Origin of the sequence: Sulfurimonas paralvinellae (assembly GCF_014905135.1) — a bacterium.
Taxonomy (GTDB): Bacteria; Campylobacterota; Campylobacteria; order Campylobacterales; family Sulfurimonadaceae; genus Sulfurimonas; species Sulfurimonas paralvinellae.
The window spans coordinates 768,682-784,942 of record NZ_CP041406.1 but is presented as its reverse complement, the minus strand read 5'-3'; the positions used below and the strand labels follow the sequence as shown (position 1 = coordinate 784,942).

Here is a 16,261-nt window from a genome sequence, read left to right as displayed (position 1 = left end):
CTTCTACTCTGTTACATCTTTTAAGATACTCTCAAAATCTTTCTGAGCTTTTAAGAGTTCTTTTTTTGCATCTTCATTTTCAACTTTTGCAGAACTCAGCCAGTTATACACAGCAGGAAAACCTACAACGACTTTGTCTTCATCTTTTTTCTTATAAATCATCGTTGTACACGGTGCAAATGCAGAAGCTTCCGGTCTTGTTTTTGAAACAGTGTAGATAACAGGCAGCTTACAGATAGAGTATGTCAAATAAAAATCATATGGAGACTCTACTTTTCCATCTTCAGTCAGCACTTCATTAAGATCCATATACTCAGGAACAACAAAGCCAAACGGCTTGAAACCTGCTTCGAGATTCATTATGAACTCTTCTTGCACATCATCAATGTCTTCATCTTCATCGACTTCCATCTCGTATGTCGTTACAAGATCATGTGAAGTCTTTAGGCTATCTTCACTCAAAGTATGTTTTGCATTGGGAAAGTTCTTTTTAATAACAGCCAATACCTGAGCTTCTATCTTTTTAAGAAGTGGATCTTTAATGCCAAGGATTTTTCCCTGTGCATCTGCTGTTAAAACAGAAAGATGCAGCGTATCTTCACCTTTTGCCTGATAAATTCCCATACCCATCGGTGTAAAAGCACCTGCTTTTGCATACTTGTCAACAAGCTCTTTTGTGTACTTTTTACTCCAGAACGTCATTAGAGTAAAGACTTTATAGTTTGTCTCTTTAAACTGCTTTTTAAACGGCCCTATCATGTTGCTGTTAAGCTCTACATGCATGCCGCCATTGTTGAGTGCCTCTTCAATCATATAGGGAGTGATCTTTGCATCTTTGTTATCTATACTAAAAAGATGCAGATCTCCCTTTGCCTGTAATGAAGCCGCACATAAAAATGCAGCTACTAAAAGTACTATTTTTTTCATCATTCTTTCCTATGGTTTAATATAAATCCAACCTGCTTTGACACTCTCTAAAAGTTCCACCACACCGGCAGTTACTATCACAGAACCGTCTATCAGGTCTTCTTTTTTGACATTAAGCGTTCGCATCGTATTGCCGCAAGCGACGAACTCCACATCGTACTGCATCAAAGCATCAACTCTGACGGCAGTTGTTCTGTTGCGTTTGTAAAGCAGTGCCAGGCCTTTGGAGTAAGCGACGATCTTCATCTCCACTTTTTCCGGTCCGTAAAACTTCAGTACATTGTTTGCAACGCTCAGTATGTGATCAAGAGCATGCGGAGAATCTTCCGTAACCGAAAAGACGATCTGTCTCGGGTTGTCAATGGAAGGTTTTGGATCAGCATACTCTGTATCTGCAAATAAGAGAATACAAAAGCTAAGTAAAACGAATGTAAATTTTTTCATAATTGAGGCCTTTATTTTATATTTTTCGTCAGATCTTTAAAATCCTGAATATTCCATGAACCAGGAATCTTTTTCACTACCTTTTGATCTGTGTCAACAAAGAAAAAAGTAGGTGTAAAATAGACATGAATTCCTAAAGGCAGTTCATCAAAATCAAGATTGAGCTCAACGGGAATAAAACGTTCTTCAAGCCATGAAGACATCTCTTTGTTATCAAAGACCTCTCTTTTCATATCCTTGCAATAGTGACAGTCTGTTCTCATGACATCTATCATAATGATTTTTCCGTTTTTTTTCTGCAATTGCAGGGCTTCTTCATACGTATGGAACTCTAAAGCCAAGAGTGAAACGGCACTCAGTAGTAAACCTAAAAATATTTTATTCACTTTCCCACTCCAGTGTTCTATATGCAGTCTCTACATTTTGTCTATGAATCGAATCGTAAAACGGAATCTCTTTATACTCAGGCATAACCACTTCATTAACGACATCACCTATATCTTCACCATCGTCAAGGCGCTGCAGCACCTCTTTTTTGAGCTGCATGAGGTAGTTGTAAGTAAAATCAACACTTTTTTTACTGACAACATCACCATGCCCGCCGATGATATAATCAACATCCATCATTTTTATCTCCTGCAGTGCTGCTATCCAGCCGTTTATGTTGCCGTCCCGCAAAGAAGGCAGCCGCTCGTTAAAGACCAGATCTCCTGCAAACAGGGCTTTTTTACTCGGAATGTAAACGAAAAGATCATTTTTAGTATGTGCTTTATGATTTACACTCTTTATAATGACTATTTTGCCATCTATATCTATCTCTTCTCTATCTGTTATCAAGATAGTCGGATACTCCTGTGTCGTTCCGTGAAAAGCTTCAGCGGAGATTCTTCTTTGCATACGTGTCATCTCTTCTTTTGGAAGATTTGCAAAAATGCTTGGACCGATGATCTTAGCATCATGCTCTTTATAAAAACCGTTGCCGAGCCAATGGTCATCATGAACATGGGTATTAACAACATAAGAGACTGGAAGATTTTTGATTTTTTTCATCGCTTCATATGCCTGAGCGGCATACTGGTATGTAGGACCACTATCTATCACAAGATAGCTGGTCCCCATATTAACAAAACATGAGTTGGACATGTTTCCATTGTTACGCTTATCCATCACTTCTGGTAACCCAAAGAAGCAGTGAATCTCACTGCTTACCTCTTTAGGTTGAAGTTTGTAATCAAAGGAGAGAAGAGAATTTACAAGTACAAAACTTAACAAAAGCAACTTCAAAGCGGAACTCCTTTTTCTCTAGATATTTCTAGAATTTGAACTGATACTGAGCGATAAATGCATCGTCTTTATAACCACTCAAACCATTCCATGGATTACTTGAACCATCAGTATCACCACTTGCAACAATATAGTTAAGAACTATTTTATGTTGATTTCTCGTACGTTTAGCTTTACGTGAGAAGTCAGAATAAGGCATTGACATAAAAATATTTAAACCAAGATAAGTATTTCCAAGATCAGTTGAAGATACACCCGGTTTGTCAGATGTTCCTTGCATATGTTTTACAACAGCTTCAACGGCTGGAGTTACAAAATATCCTGCAGTAGCAGTATAAACATTTTCATCCCAATTTTTTATCCCTTGAACATTACTAGCATCAAAGTATTCAGCTTTAAGACTTAATTTTCCGAGGTTTGAATCTATACCAACATTTATATTTGAGTAATCTTGATTATCTGCTGATGTCGCACCTGTCGCAACATAACCAGCTGCATTTTCCGATACTGCATATGAAGCTTCAATATGAAATTTTTCAGTATAATCAAACATACCACGAACTGCATACGAATTTCCACCCATACCAGATGTTTTTTTAACAGCTTTAGATCTATTTGCTTGATTTGCAACCATTACATCATAACCAAAACCTTTCCATGGACGTTCATGACCCATTTCAAAGCCATTTACTTTATTACCGCTAAATCCAATACCACGACCAGAGATCATAAGACCCATATTTCTTTCTAACACAAGTGCCTTATCAAAACCACGCTCTGCAATGTCAAGATTCCATCCCGGCATAGTAAAGCCCATACCATTTGGCATTTTAATAACACCCAGTTTAGGGATAAATGCATTATTGAATTTATATGCGATAAATGCATCTTTAATCATTTTTGGAACAGCTGCACCATCTGTTGCACCTTGAGAATCATGACCTTGATTAAAATCTAAAAATACTTTACCACGAACATTACCAGCAACATATTTCCAACCAAGACGAATACGCTGTGCACGAAAATTAATATCTGATCCAGAGTTAGTCCCTACTCTTGTACCTGCTCCATCTTCAGCATATTTTAATTTCATACCGTTACCACCAACTGCCTCGAGCTGAGCAAAACCAAAGAAAGTGAGTTTCGTATCAACATCACCAACTTTTTTCTTCATTGTGTAACCAGCGTGAGCTGATGTAGCCATTAAAAGTACCGTTGCAGCGCCTGCTGCCAATTTGATCATATTTTTCTTCATTATTTACCCTTATTTTTAAATAAACAATATGTTATAATACCCCTGTTTGCGTGTGTAGTATAACATACTCAGACTAAGATGGCAGCCCCAACTGCCATCCACCTTCAATCCTTAACAGCCCATAGAGCCTTTTGTAGGACAACCACATTTATAATCAACCAAAGTAACATTACCTTTATTACTTACATTGACCACTTTTTCTCGTTTAATGTAGTCACGGACCACATCATACACTGGACGGATCTTATTTTTTTGAAGATTTTCACCCGCTTTTTGCAGATTTCCGCCCCATGATGACACTACATAAGTTTTGTTCAAGTCTATCGGTTTACCTCCAATCTTAAGATTTGATATACGTTTACCCGGTTTATTTGAGACAGCAATACTGTATGTCACACCACCAAGACGACTCATATCTCCACCCTGTTGGTAAAGAGGATTCGCATTGAAAACGTTATCTGCGATGTCTTCCAAAAGTGTCGCTATCTTAGAACCTTTTAACTCAAATGTATAGACATTCGGATAGGTAATACCACACATCTCGTAGACATTGTCCATCAATATATCTTCACCTGCAAGGACTGTTGTTCCCCATCTATACCCTGGTGTAAATGAAACATCACATTTCATCTCGTCCATTATGGCATCATTGATGAGCTGGTCGAAAGTAGAAAAGAACGTATCACGTTTGTAAAGCATTCCTTTTGTCTTACCAAGCACTTCGTTGAACTCTTTGTCAAACGGAGCGTAAAGTTCATTGACCAGTTTAACACCCTCAGGGTCAGCCGGAATGATATTCGAAGCGATAGGAATCAGTTTGTACTCATACCCGTTCACTTTTCCGTCTTTGGCATCAATATCCAAACGTCCGATGTATTTCCCATGACTTCCGGCAATTACAATCACTGTATCATTGATCGTAATAGGTCTCGGTGAAGGGTCGTGTGTGTGTCCGCTTAAGATGAAGTCTATGCCTTTAACCTGACGGGCAACTTCCTGATCCACACTGAAACCATCATGAGAAAGAACGACAACACAGTCAACTTTTTTCTCATTTCTGAGTTCATCAACATACTCTTGAAGCGTATCCATTCTTAGACCGAAGCTCCACCCTTCTGTAAACTCTTTCGGGTTTGCAGTTGATGTGAAAGGAAAAGACTGACCGATAATACCGATCTTTGCACCGCCTCTCTCTTCAATGGTATACGGTTCAAAGATAAGCTCTTCATACTCATCAGCAAACGGATCGTCACCGACAATATTTTGTGAGATGAATTTCGCATCGAGCATCTCAATTAACTCTTTGACTCTCTCTTTACCATAAGTAAACTCCCAGTGACCGACCATCGTGTCAATACCGAGATAGTTCTGCGCTTTGACAATGGCTTCACCTTTTGTTTTCAGTGCTACACCCGTTCCCTGCCAAGTATCACCCGAATCAAGGAAAAGAACATTCTCTTTTCCACGCTCTTTAATGATGTGGTTTGTCAAGGTTTTAATGTGCGCAATACCACCCATCTTTCCAAATTTACGAGCTAAGGCATCAAAGTCCATGTAGGTATCGAAATACGCATCAAGTGAACTTGGCTCAAGTCCGTAGAACTTCTCAAATGATTCACCGCATAAAAAACCCGGTGTCCCCACAAGGTTTGGAGCAGAGATCAATGTTGAGGGCTCTCTCCAGTAAAGTGGTTTTATATGGGCATGCAGATCACAAATATGCATCAATGTAAAGTTACCTGTTGCATTGAATTTGTAAAGATCTTTCAGACCGATTTTTTCTATTGACTTTGTACTTGCAAAAGTACTTGTTGCAGCACCCAGCCCAAAAATGGCTGCTATGTGCATAAAGTCTCTTCTTGAAATTTCCATTATCTGCCTTCTATCTTTTCAATCCGGGAATAGATATCTCACTACCCTTCGATTTTTCAGTAAGATACACTTCAAGTGCGACCATCTCTTTAGACCCGAGTGGAATCACTTTAAGAAGTGCATTTTTCATACATCCCTGAAAACGGCGTTGGAATGTTCTCAGTGATGACTTTGTCATTCTGTATGCCGGCCAAGTTGCAGCAGCCTTTACACCTTTTGAACTCAAGTCCGGAAGCGGCTGTGTTCTTAAAACTCTTCCAATTACATCAGGAGAGTGGCAAGAGTTACATGAAAGACCGCGTCCACCACGTTTTGTCATAAATGTTTTCTCACCAAGAGCATAAGCTTCTTTCATTTGAGGATTTGCATTGACATCTATATTGATCGGTTCATCATTTGCGATCGACTTCACATAAGCGACCATAGAGAACATATTTCCGCTTTTTAGCTTCAACGGTTTATGTCCGCCGTCAGCCATCATAGCTTGAAGTACTTGATCCAGTCCAACGACCATATCAAATTTCTTGATATAACGTGGAAAACCTGCAATATATGCAGGAAGTTCATCTTCGCTGACACCGAGATACTTTGCAAGTCCTTCATCTCCACCCATATAACCTAATAACTCTTCACCGTCGGCTATCATAATGTCCGCAGGATTGTTCTCTGACATCTCTGCATACATAGCACGGTCCGCATCGCTCATCGCAAACTGTTCACCAGCAAAAGAGAGTGAAGCAAGCATTGCAACTGATAGCGCTATTTTAATACCTGTTTTCATCTGATTATCCTTTTGGTTTAATCTTTTTACTTTTCTCGTGAACTTCACCAGTATTGTCCGTGTATGTCACAGTCAATTTACCTTTACCTTGTACTTTCATATAGATAGTAAAAACAGGGTTTACAGATAACGACTCCCAAACGTTCATATTTGTGATCTCTTTACCGTTGTAAACAAATTTCACGCTGTTGATGTATTTTGCAGGAATGATCTTTTTCGTTTTTTTATCTTTTCCCATACCAGTCGCCATTGGGTGCATAACCATAAAACTAACTTTTACGATTTCGCCGTCTTTATATCTTTTTGGTTTGATCTTAATCAGTGATTTTCTTTCATCTGCCATTTTTCTGTCCTCTATTATTTATTATTTTTGTATCTTGTTATATGGTTTGACTATAAGATCAACCACACCCACCAATAGTTACTTTTACACTTTGTGAAGCGATAAGGAACTCACCATTGCTAAGTTCAACCAAACCGACAACGTCTTGTGTTCCACCAAGTTTTACACGAGTAGAGAAGTATGCTTTCCCATTTGCAGGTGTAAGGTTTACATCGATACAGCGTGCATTTGAGTTCTTCGTTGAAAGAACATGGATCGCTTTTACATAATCAGAATCTGTCATAGGAGAATCTACTTCAACAGTAACCGGTACAACTGCACCATTTTCTGCGATCTCTGGAACTTTTAAATGAACTTTACTTGATTTTTTAGGTGTTTTACCACCTGTGATAGTATCAATTGCCGTTTTATAATCCATCTTGTTTGGACTTACCGGTTTTGGCGCATTGGCTGCGAAACTCATAACTGGTAAAGCCGCACCTACTGCCGCCGCTGAACCTAACTTTTTAAAAAAATCTCTTCTTTGCATCTTTTACTTTCCTTCTTTGTTATTTTGGAGCTACGATAAATGACGTGATGTCGCATATCTCTCTTGGAGTGAATAGCTTCGTCGTTAAATTGATAGTCATGTGAGTATCCGGATTATCAATACGCGCATCAGCGATTTTTTGATAAACGAACTGATAGTCTCTTGCACCGCTGTCTATAAAGTTCTTTTTATATCCAGTTAGATCAGGTCCGATATTTCCGGCACCTTTCGCACCTTCAATATTGTGACAAGCTACACAGTTACCGTATTGTTTCGCAGGAATCTTTTGACCTGGTAAATATGTCTTACCTGGTTTCATCTGTTTTCGTGAAAGACCTTTAGGTGGGTTTTTCTTCGCTTTTTTTCCATTTAGATTATTGAAAATGTACTTACCTCTGGCTATTGCATCCGGATCATTCGTGATACAGCCTGCAGGCATTGTATACGTTTTCGGTGGGGCCAGTAGATCTTTTTCTATCATTTTACTTGCATCCGGGTGTTCTATCACTTTGCTGTAATCTGTAGCAAAGAGTGAAGCACCTACAAGCAATGACATCATAACTGTTCTTTTCATTCTTGTTCCTCCTATGTATTTTCGAGGACAAGTTTAACTACTCAATGTAAAATGAGTGTAAAATCAGAATTATTTATAATTATTTTTGGAGATTTTGTGGAAATATATAGAGAAACAGGCTTCCCTGCTTGAGATTGGACTCTATTTTGAGTTCTATGTTTTCATGTTTTATGATGGATTTTACAATATTGAGCCCTATTCCGAAACCGCCTTTTGAACTGTCTTCCCTGTAGTAACGGCTAAATATCTTCTCAACCTTTTCAATACCCATGCCGTAATCTTTAAAGGCAAGATGGCATCTCTCATCTTTCATATAGAGAGAAACATCGATCTGAGAGTTTTCATAAGAGTACTTAATGGCATTGGAAATATTATTGTCAATGAGCCTTTGCAGCTGTTTGTCATTCATATGTACCCTGCCGCAAGTTTCAATATCAGCATTTATCTTGATGTTTTTCATCGATGCCACTTCTGAAAAATACTCTATCCGTTCTTTTAAAAACGCTGAAATATTAATGTCTCTTTTTTCATGTTCAAGGCGTTCATGTTTAATAAGATAATCCATATCGTTATAGATGTTTGAGAGCACTTTGGCCGCAGCCTTCATTCGCTGCATATATTTATTGGGTTCATTTTTTCTATTGTAGAGATCTATATTTACATTTATAATGGAGAGTGGTGTATTTATCTCGTGCATGGAATCTTTTATGAAGTTATCAAGCTGCTTGTTCATCTTTTGAAAAGGTTTTGCAAAGGTTTTCAAAAAGAAGAGACTCAAAATAAAAACGAGTATGGCAATACTAAAGAGAATCAAAAGTACTTTTTCATAGACAGAAGCATAGAAGATTGTGTTGTGAAGCACAAGGTAACTCGCTCCAAAATATCTCTCTTTTGGCAGTTTCACAACCAAATAGGCCTCATTGCCGTCAAGATAGTATCCGTTTTTAAAATATTTTATTGGTGTATGCAAAAGTGTAAATACAGGTTGAAATTTCTCATCGTACAGACCTGATTCAAATGTCTTAAATCGAGGATATTCAAAATATGCGTCATTAGGGTCAAACTCCTGCATCGCTTTGACAATGAGCAGAGATTTTTCCTTTAAAAGCAGCTCATTTTGAATGGCATGAATATTTTTCATATATACCATATAGTAAAAGAGCGGTGCAAGTAAGATCACACTGACAAGCGTTGAATATATCAACGCATATTTTGCGGAGTATTGGTTATCTTTCAATGATATACCCTAACCCGCGTCTGTTTTGTATGATATCTTCAGGGAGTTTCTTTTTGAGATTATTGAGCTGGACTCTTATTGTCGCGGGTTCAACATACTCTCCCCATACTTCATCTTGAAACATTTGAGTCGAGACGATAGAGTTCTTGTTCTTTATAAGTACTTCAAGCAACTCTTTTTCCGTTTTTCTAAGGACTATCTCTTCTTCATTTTGTGTCAGTTTGCTTTTTTTAAGATCATACGTCAGACTGCACCCGAGTTCCACAACAGAGCCGTCATTCTTCAAATGTGAAGCAAGTGCCTGATCTATTCTAAGCTCCAACTCTTCAAGATCGAACGGTTTTCTTATATAGTCACAGCAACCTCTTTTGTACCCCTCTTTAAGATCATCCATCTCCGTCATCGATGTCAAAAAAATAGCAGGAACACTTACCCCATCTTCTCTTAGTTTACGGAGCATTTCAAAACCGTTTATAGAGGGGACATTAACATCAAGCAGTAAGATATCATAACTTTTGTCATAAACAGCATCATAAGCCTCAAGTCCGTCCATATAACCGTCAACCTCGTAACCGATATCAGTTAAGAACTCTTCAACACTGATACGAAGCGAATATTCATCTTCTAAAAGCAATATTTTCATTTTATCTTCCCATCTATTTTTTTTACGATTTTTCGATTGAGCATCATTTGAATCAATTCATCTTTGGAATATTTGTCAAACTTTTCATAGGCCTCGTCAAAAAAAACCTCCCTGTCTTCCTTGTCGATAACATCCTGGAGATATACCAAAGAAGATGCCGAATATTTGTCATACATATTTTCATGATCTGTATCTTCTTTGACTATATCATACAGGGAGCTTCTTGTAATGTTAATTAAGAATGAAATGTCATCTTCGGGATTTCTAAAATAGTTCAAATAGCGTTCAGGAAGAACAAAGACAAATCCGCCGATTATTTTTCCATTTCCGTCTTTCATGTTTTCATAAAAAATGTACTTGTTGTCTTTATGCACAACACCACTGAGCTTCAACGCTTTAAAGTCTAGGTTTTTCAGTGTCTGCAGATGGGAATAGTTATAATTTCTATTGGCAAGAATATATTTGTCTATACTGAGATTTTCCATCATTAAAACGGCAGTGTCGGTATTTTTTACATCCAGCAAAACATATAAGTCCACACCGATGGAACTGAAGAACTCTGTTATGGATTTAAAAAACGAGATAGACTCCACATACCCTATGAACTGATCATTCTTATAAACAGGAACCGTCGCTTTAATGCCGAGTCTTCGCCCAACTTCCAAAGAAGCACGCGGTGTATCATGCGTCTCGAAGTACTTCAGATCCGTTCTATAATCACCTAAAGGCATTCCCGCATACACATCATCCCAGCTTCTTGCAAAGATATTGAGCTCTTTTGTAATGACCTGTGCACGAATATGTGACCCTGTGTTTTGTTGAATCGTTTTTGCGACATCGGAAATGATCTTATAACCAAGGTCCTCATCATCATTTTCAAGCGCATCTATCAGCCCCTGATTCTTTGAGAGCATCAAAGCCACACGTAGATCCTCCATCTTATGTGCTCTGAGCTGACTCTCAAGTGTCAAACGCATCTGATCCATAATATGATAGATCTTCTGCTCTTTTACCTCATTTTTATAATAGTAGGTAGAAAGGAGAATAATGACGATGATGATGGAAAATACAATAGCTATTTTTTTAAACAAACCGCCGGCAACCTCTTATAAACTCTTAAGCTGTGCCAAAAATTCATCCGGTTCGACAAAACCTATGATTGTTTTTGATTTTAACAGCTGCCCATCTTTATTAAAGAACAAAACGGCAGGCGGTCCGAAGACACCATACTTTTTGCTAAGTGCTTTCTCTTTTGCACCATTGGCTGTTACATCAGCACGAATGAGTACAAAATCATGCAGTTTATCTTTCACTTGTTGATTTGAAAATGTAACTTCATCAAGTTCTTTACATGCAGTGCACCACTCTGCAGCGAAATCAAGCAATATCTTTTTACCCTTATTCTTCTCAAGGAGTGCATTGAGTTCATCAAGTGAAGTTACCTTTGTAAAGGTGAGCGATTGTGACGATGCAGCAGTTGCTGATGCAGCTATATGACCTGCTTTTAAAAAGCCTAACGGTTTACTCATACTTGGAGCACCTGCCAAAACACTGATAAAAAGAGCCAATGAGTAGATAAACAATACCGTTGCTACACTGCGTCTAAAGATATGCCCTGCACTGTTGAATGCGCCAAGATAGATCGCAAAGCCGATGCCAAGCATCGCATACAAGAACACGATGATGTCCGTTGGAAGAATTTTCTCAAGCATCCAGACAGCCACACCCAGCATAAGCACACCGAAGATCTCGTTGACCATTGTCATCCAAGCACCCGGTTTTGGCATAAATTTTCCAGCACTCACACCAACTAAGATAAGCGGCAGCCCCATACCAAGACTCATACTAAAGAGTGCCGCTCCACCAAGCAGTGCATCACCCGTTTGACCGATGTAAACAAGAGCACCGGCAAGTGGTGCAGCCACACACGGACCAACGATGAGTGCTGATAAAAATCCCATGATCGCGACACCCACAAAACCGCTGCGGTTTGAGTTTTGGCTGACCTTAGAGACAAGCGCATCAGGAAGTTTGAGTTCATAATAACCAAACATAGAAAAAGCAAGTACTACAAAGATACCGGCAAAAGAGTAAACAACCCAAGGCGTCTGCAGAGCAGCCTGCAAATTAGAACCAAACAGACCTGCCAAAACACCGGCTATCGTATAGGCGACCGCCATAGCAAGTACATAGACCAAAGAGAGTCCAAAAGCTTTTTTTGTTGTTAACCCTTCTCCTTGTGAGATGATGACCCCTGAAATGATAGGTATCATAGGAAATACACACGGTGTCAAAGAGAGCATCAGACCAAAGAGAAAAAACGTTGCCAAGATCACTAAAAAACTGCTTGACTTAATTGTATCGGCGATAACATCTGTCTCTGATTTTTCCTGTTTCGTCTCTACAGCTGTTTCTGGCTCTTTTTGTGCAATCTTTTGCAGTGTCGGCAAAGCAGATGAAGCCGCTAACTTATCTGTATCAACACTCAGTGTAAAAATCTTCTCCATCGGTTCATAACAAAGCCCCTGCTCGGAACATCCCTGATAGGAGATTTTCAGCTGAACATCCTGCATGCCGGAAACAGAAGCATCTTTTTTTAATCTAACAAGGAACTCGGGAGATTTCATATAGACGGCATCACCCATATGATCTACACTTGCAGGTTCATCTATCTTTTTGATTGACAAACCTTTGGCATTGACAAGATCTATTGAAAGCTTATCTTTATAAAGATATATCTCCGGAGCAATCGTCACACCTGCGACAATATTGAAATCTTTATCTACTTTTGCATAAGGTTTAAATGCCTGATCCGGCATTAAAAAATCAGCTGCATGTAATGTCATCACTTCAAGCAGTAACAGTGCAAAGAGTCTTTGTATCATTTTCATTTTTTACCTTTACTATTGAAAAATATTTATATTTTGAAGTATACAACTTTTCTGTGTATACTTTGTGCAGCGCTATAGTACACACTTTTTGTTAAAATTGTATTATAATTCAAAAAAATAAAATGAGAGTAAAAAATGAATATTGATTTAGATACTGAAATTTGTGTGTGCAATTCACTGACTGTTAAAGATATAGCTGAATGTATTAAAAAAAACAATCTAACGACACTCCAGGAAGTTTTAGACAATGAAGAGATGCCGATCGGCGATAAATGCGAAGCCTGTCATGATGAAGGCTACCACAACGACGGGCTGAACATTCCTTTGGTGTTGGCCATGGTTAAGAACGGACGTCTCTAGGAATATCTATGGTAAATGTAGTTTCATCATTTTGTGAAACTATATGAATCAAACCGTTAAACTGCTTTTCTATGATCATTTTAGACATATAAAGCCCCAAACCGGTTCCATTTTTTCCTTTTGTGCTGAAATAAGGCTCAAATATTTTTTTAATATTATCTTTAGGTATGCCGCCGGCATGATCGGTGATGTTTATGAGTACCCTATTGTCCCTCACCTCAACAAAAATCACGATCTCTTTATGAGACGCCTGCATAGTTTCATAAGCATCTATAGAATTGTTTAAAATATTGAGCAGCACCTGAATGAGCTCATTTACGTAGACTCTCACTTCAATATTCTTCTCTCCCGTGAGCGTAATCGTAATATTATCTCTTTTTGCTCTTGGCTCAATAAAATGCACTACTTTTTCAAGAAGCTCATTCATATGTATCTGCGTTGTTTTTTTATCAGGTTGAAAATATGTTTTAAAATCATCGATGGTATTTGAAAGGTATACAACAGAATTACTTATCTCATTTAAAATATCTAATAATTCCTCTTTTGAGACTTCCTGCCCCATCATCTCTTTAAGCTGAATATTTGATATCTGCAGTGTGATGGTATTGAGCGGCTGACGCCATTGGTGTGCTATCATAGAGAGCATTTCACCCATAACCGCCTGTTTGGATTGTGCAGTAAGTATTTCATCTTTTTGGATGAGTTCTTCTACCTTCTCCTCTACCGTCGCTTCAAGTGATTCATTTATCTCACGCAGTTCTTTCGTCTTTTCATTGACCTGACGTTCCAGCTCTTTGTTGAAGTTTTTCAACTTTCTCTGATAATACATCATAATAAAGAAGATAATGATAAAGCCTATAAGAACTTTCATAAGCAGGGAATAATCTATTTTTGTTTTATACCTATTGATTTTCCAGGTATTGACAATATGTTCAATTGAGCTTTTAGGAATTACAGATAATGCCTTTTGCATAATATTGTAGAGAATTGGTTCATCTTTTTGAACTCCTATACCACCTTTTATAGGATTCTCTCTCGCTAAGAAACCATTGATCTTAAGCTTTCCATAGCCATACTTGTCAATGAAATAGTCTGCCTGTTCATCCAAAGTCACAATTCCATAAGCCTCATTGAACAATACTTTTTGAACCATTTTATTTTTATTATCAATGACTTTTATCGTCAAATTTGGATAAAAATGCTCTAAATAACTTTTAAAAGAATCTTTTTGCACAAGAAGTACTTTTCCAGTCAAATCCTCTCTATCATTGACAAAAGATTTGTTGAGTTTGCTGACAATTGCAAAATGAGTTGCAACAAAAGGCTTCGTAGGCTGTATCGTCGTAAATGTTCTATTGTTTACAGCTACAAGAGAGAGAAGCTTACATTTTTTCTCTTTAAGGTTTTGCATAAGATTCTCTTCACTTGTTGCTGGAACAATAGTAAACTGCAGTGATGTCTCTTGAGATATAATTTTAAATACATCGGCAATGATACCGCTGTACTCTCCATTTTTGTATCTATCGATGGGATAGAGATCATAATTGATACACAGCTTGATATTTTGATGCTCTTTTATATATTTTTTCTCTTCTTGCGTCAGATGCAGATCTGCCTTTTTAGATTCATATATAAAACCTTCTAAACTTTTTTCTTTTGTATCTTTGTACTCTTTTTGGAAGAACTGCATCTGTTTTCTTAAAAAGTTTCTATCGATCGAGCCTATTTCGTATGCTGAAGGAAGTATAAGACGTTCGATCGCATTTGCTTCATAACGTAAGGCATCCAGAGGCATTTCTTTATTATACTTCTTATGAATGATTTTTATGAGCTCTTCTTTATGCTCTAATGCATACTTCCACCCTTTGATACTTGCTTCTCTAAAAGCATCAACACGATCAGAATGTTCACGGACTTCTCTGCGTGAGGTAAAGAGCTCTTCTTGAAGTACAAAAAGGTTTTCGCTAGAAGGGTCGAGTATATTATAATTCACACCCAGTTTATCAAGCCGGTAAGGCTGATCGGAGATGAATGCTGTCATAGCATCAACCTTTCCCTCGACGAACTCTTTTACACGAAAAGTCTCAGGTACAAGTTTGAACTCATTTGCATGAACATTATAGGCATCAAAATAGGGTTTGAAATTGAGTTGAAAATCTTCCAAAGAAGTTGCCATGATCTTTTTGCCGCGAAGATCTTTTGGAGAATGAATTGTCGGTTTCGTTATGAGAACTAAAGCCGCACGCTTGAAAAAAGAGTTTACAAGGACAATGGGTTTGCCTTTGAGATACTCGACAAGTGTTGAAGAGTTGTATATCCCAAAGTCAGCTTTTGCTGAACAGACATCATCTATGATGTTCATTCCGTTTTCATACTCTTTGAGCGTGACATCAAGTCCTGCTTCTTTGTAAAAGCCTTTCTCTTTTGCAGCAATGAAACCGGCAAACTCAAATTGGTACTTCCAATGCAGCTGCAGTGTTACTTTGTCAAGTTTTTTCTCTTCTACAGGGTGTGCAAAAAGAGAAAAACAAAAAAGCAGAAGCAGGAGAAATTTATGCATTACTGTTTTGCCGCTACTTTTTTGAGAACATCTTCAAAAGAACCACATACTAACTCTTTGACAGAACAGGCTATCATCAGATTAAGCGGATAGGCAAAGTCTTCTATTAAACGTCCCTCTGTATCATAATCATTTCCATTGATATGCTGCTTCTCATCAGCAGTGAAGAGTTCTTTATAATCCTTTGTATCCGCCATATAACCATAAACCTCTTTGCCAAGACCATAGGCATAACCGCACTCCCATACCGTCCCGCTGTCTGCCTCTTTACCGCGAAAAGGATTGAGATTTGCGATGACGATATCGGTATCTTGGATCATAGCTCTGTTTGCAATGAAAATATCTTCGGCTATCTTGTGCTTCGATTGAGAAAAATCAACGACATTATCCAGAGGATAAAGCCCTTCAAAGCCGTATGCTCTACACATAGCAACCAGTTTTTCCCCTATTTCAATTGAATTTGGTTCAAAAACATCCGGACCGGCTATATATATTTTTTTCATATGCTCATACTCTTTCATAATTTTAAACAATAATAGCATCTTTTTAATAAATACTAAA

At 38.0% G+C, this 16,261-nt stretch carries 17 protein-coding genes; 1 reads left to right on the top strand and 16 read right to left on the bottom strand.

Annotated features, from left to right (window positions below; all coding sequences use genetic code 11):
• Nucleotides 1–3: 3 nt before the first annotated feature.
• The 14 genes from FM071_RS04185 to dsbD all read right to left on the bottom strand — a co-directional run bounded on the left by FM071_RS04185 (nt 4) and on the right by dsbD (nt 12,780).
• Nucleotides 4–927, bottom strand: coding sequence for a DUF302 domain-containing protein (locus FM071_RS04185; protein ID WP_193111761.1), 924 nt, complete (start codon nt 925–927; stop codon nt 4–6).
• Between the two features lie 9 nt (nt 928–936).
• Entirely contained in the window at nt 937–1,371 is a 435-nt protein-coding gene (locus FM071_RS04180; protein WP_193111760.1) for a DsrE family protein, read from the bottom strand.
• A gap of 11 nt (nt 1,372–1,382) precedes the next feature.
• Nucleotides 1,383–1,757: a thioredoxin family protein gene (locus tag FM071_RS04175; RefSeq protein WP_193111759.1), complete on the bottom strand. Its 375-nt coding sequence runs from the start codon at nt 1,755–1,757 to the stop codon at nt 1,383–1,385.
• The gene (locus tag FM071_RS04170) at nt 1,750–2,655 is read right to left on the bottom strand and encodes an MBL fold metallo-hydrolase (protein ID WP_193111758.1); all 906 of its coding nucleotides are present in this window, start codon (nt 2,653–2,655) and stop codon (nt 1,750–1,752) included. Before FM071_RS04170 ends, FM071_RS04175 begins: the two co-directional genes overlap by 8 nt.
• Before the next feature lie 28 nt (nt 2,656–2,683).
• The gene (locus FM071_RS04165; RefSeq protein ID WP_226960581.1) at nt 2,684–3,898 is read right to left on the bottom strand and encodes a porin; all 1,215 of its coding nucleotides are present in this window, start codon (nt 3,896–3,898) and stop codon (nt 2,684–2,686) included.
• A 123-nt stretch (nt 3,899–4,021) separates the two neighbouring features.
• Nucleotides 4,022–5,782 carry a thiosulfohydrolase SoxB gene (gene soxB, locus FM071_RS04160; protein ID WP_193111756.1) on the bottom strand — a complete coding sequence of 587 codons (1,761 nt, stop codon included), beginning with the start codon at nt 5,780–5,782 and terminating at the stop codon, nt 4,022–4,024.
• A gap of 10 nt (nt 5,783–5,792) precedes the next feature.
• A complete protein-coding gene (soxA, locus tag FM071_RS04155; protein ID WP_193111755.1) occupies nt 5,793–6,563 on the bottom strand; it encodes a sulfur oxidation c-type cytochrome SoxA in 771 nt (256 codons plus the stop codon).
• A 4-nt stretch (nt 6,564–6,567) separates the two neighbouring features.
• Nucleotides 6,568–6,906 carry a thiosulfate oxidation carrier complex protein SoxZ gene (gene soxZ / locus FM071_RS04150; protein WP_193111754.1) on the bottom strand — a complete coding sequence of 113 codons (339 nt, stop codon included), beginning with the start codon at nt 6,904–6,906 and terminating at the stop codon, nt 6,568–6,570.
• Nucleotides 6,907–6,964: 58 nt separating this feature from the next.
• Nucleotides 6,965–7,435 (bottom strand): thiosulfate oxidation carrier protein SoxY, encoded by a 471-nt coding sequence (gene soxY / locus FM071_RS04145; RefSeq protein WP_193111753.1) that lies wholly within the window; start codon nt 7,433–7,435, stop codon nt 6,965–6,967.
• Between the two features lie 19 nt (nt 7,436–7,454).
• Nucleotides 7,455–8,009: a sulfur oxidation c-type cytochrome SoxX gene (soxX, locus tag FM071_RS04140; protein WP_193111752.1), complete on the bottom strand. Its 555-nt coding sequence runs from the start codon at nt 8,007–8,009 to the stop codon at nt 7,455–7,457.
• 79 nt (nt 8,010–8,088) lie between these two features.
• Nucleotides 8,089–9,246: a sensor histidine kinase gene (locus FM071_RS04135; protein ID WP_193111751.1), complete on the bottom strand. Its 1,158-nt coding sequence runs from the start codon at nt 9,244–9,246 to the stop codon at nt 8,089–8,091.
• The gene (locus tag FM071_RS04130; RefSeq protein WP_193111750.1) at nt 9,236–9,889 is read right to left on the bottom strand and encodes a response regulator transcription factor; all 654 of its coding nucleotides are present in this window, start codon (nt 9,887–9,889) and stop codon (nt 9,236–9,238) included. The genes FM071_RS04135 and FM071_RS04130 overlap by 11 nt, the downstream gene beginning before the upstream one ends.
• The gene (locus FM071_RS04125) at nt 9,886–10,980 is read right to left on the bottom strand and encodes a cache domain-containing protein (RefSeq protein ID WP_193111749.1); all 1,095 of its coding nucleotides are present in this window, start codon (nt 10,978–10,980) and stop codon (nt 9,886–9,888) included. The genes FM071_RS04130 and FM071_RS04125 overlap by 4 nt, the downstream gene beginning before the upstream one ends.
• 15 nt (nt 10,981–10,995) lie before the next feature.
• Complete coding sequence (gene dsbD / locus FM071_RS04120) at nt 10,996–12,780, bottom strand: protein-disulfide reductase DsbD (RefSeq protein ID WP_193111748.1); 1,785 nt, start codon at nt 12,778–12,780, stop codon at nt 10,996–10,998.
• 165 nt (nt 12,781–12,945) lie between these two features.
• On the opposite strand from dsbD, the gene FM071_RS04115 reads away from it, so the two are divergent.
• Nucleotides 12,946–13,140 carry a (2Fe-2S)-binding protein gene (locus tag FM071_RS04115; protein ID WP_193111747.1) on the top strand — a complete coding sequence of 65 codons (195 nt, stop codon included), beginning with the start codon at nt 12,946–12,948 and terminating at the stop codon, nt 13,138–13,140.
• On the opposite strand, the gene FM071_RS04110 is transcribed toward FM071_RS04115, so the two are convergent.
• On the bottom strand, nt 13,121–15,700 hold the full coding sequence (locus FM071_RS04110) for an ABC transporter substrate-binding protein (RefSeq protein ID WP_193111746.1): 2,580 nt from the start codon (nt 15,698–15,700) through the stop codon (nt 13,121–13,123). The two genes, FM071_RS04115 and FM071_RS04110, sit on opposite strands and share 20 nt — an antisense overlap.
• Nucleotides 15,700–16,203, bottom strand: coding sequence for a nucleoside 2-deoxyribosyltransferase (locus tag FM071_RS04105; RefSeq protein WP_193111745.1), 504 nt, complete (start codon nt 16,201–16,203; stop codon nt 15,700–15,702). The genes FM071_RS04110 and FM071_RS04105 overlap by 1 nt, the downstream gene beginning before the upstream one ends.
• Nucleotides 16,204–16,261: the final 58 nt, after the last annotated feature.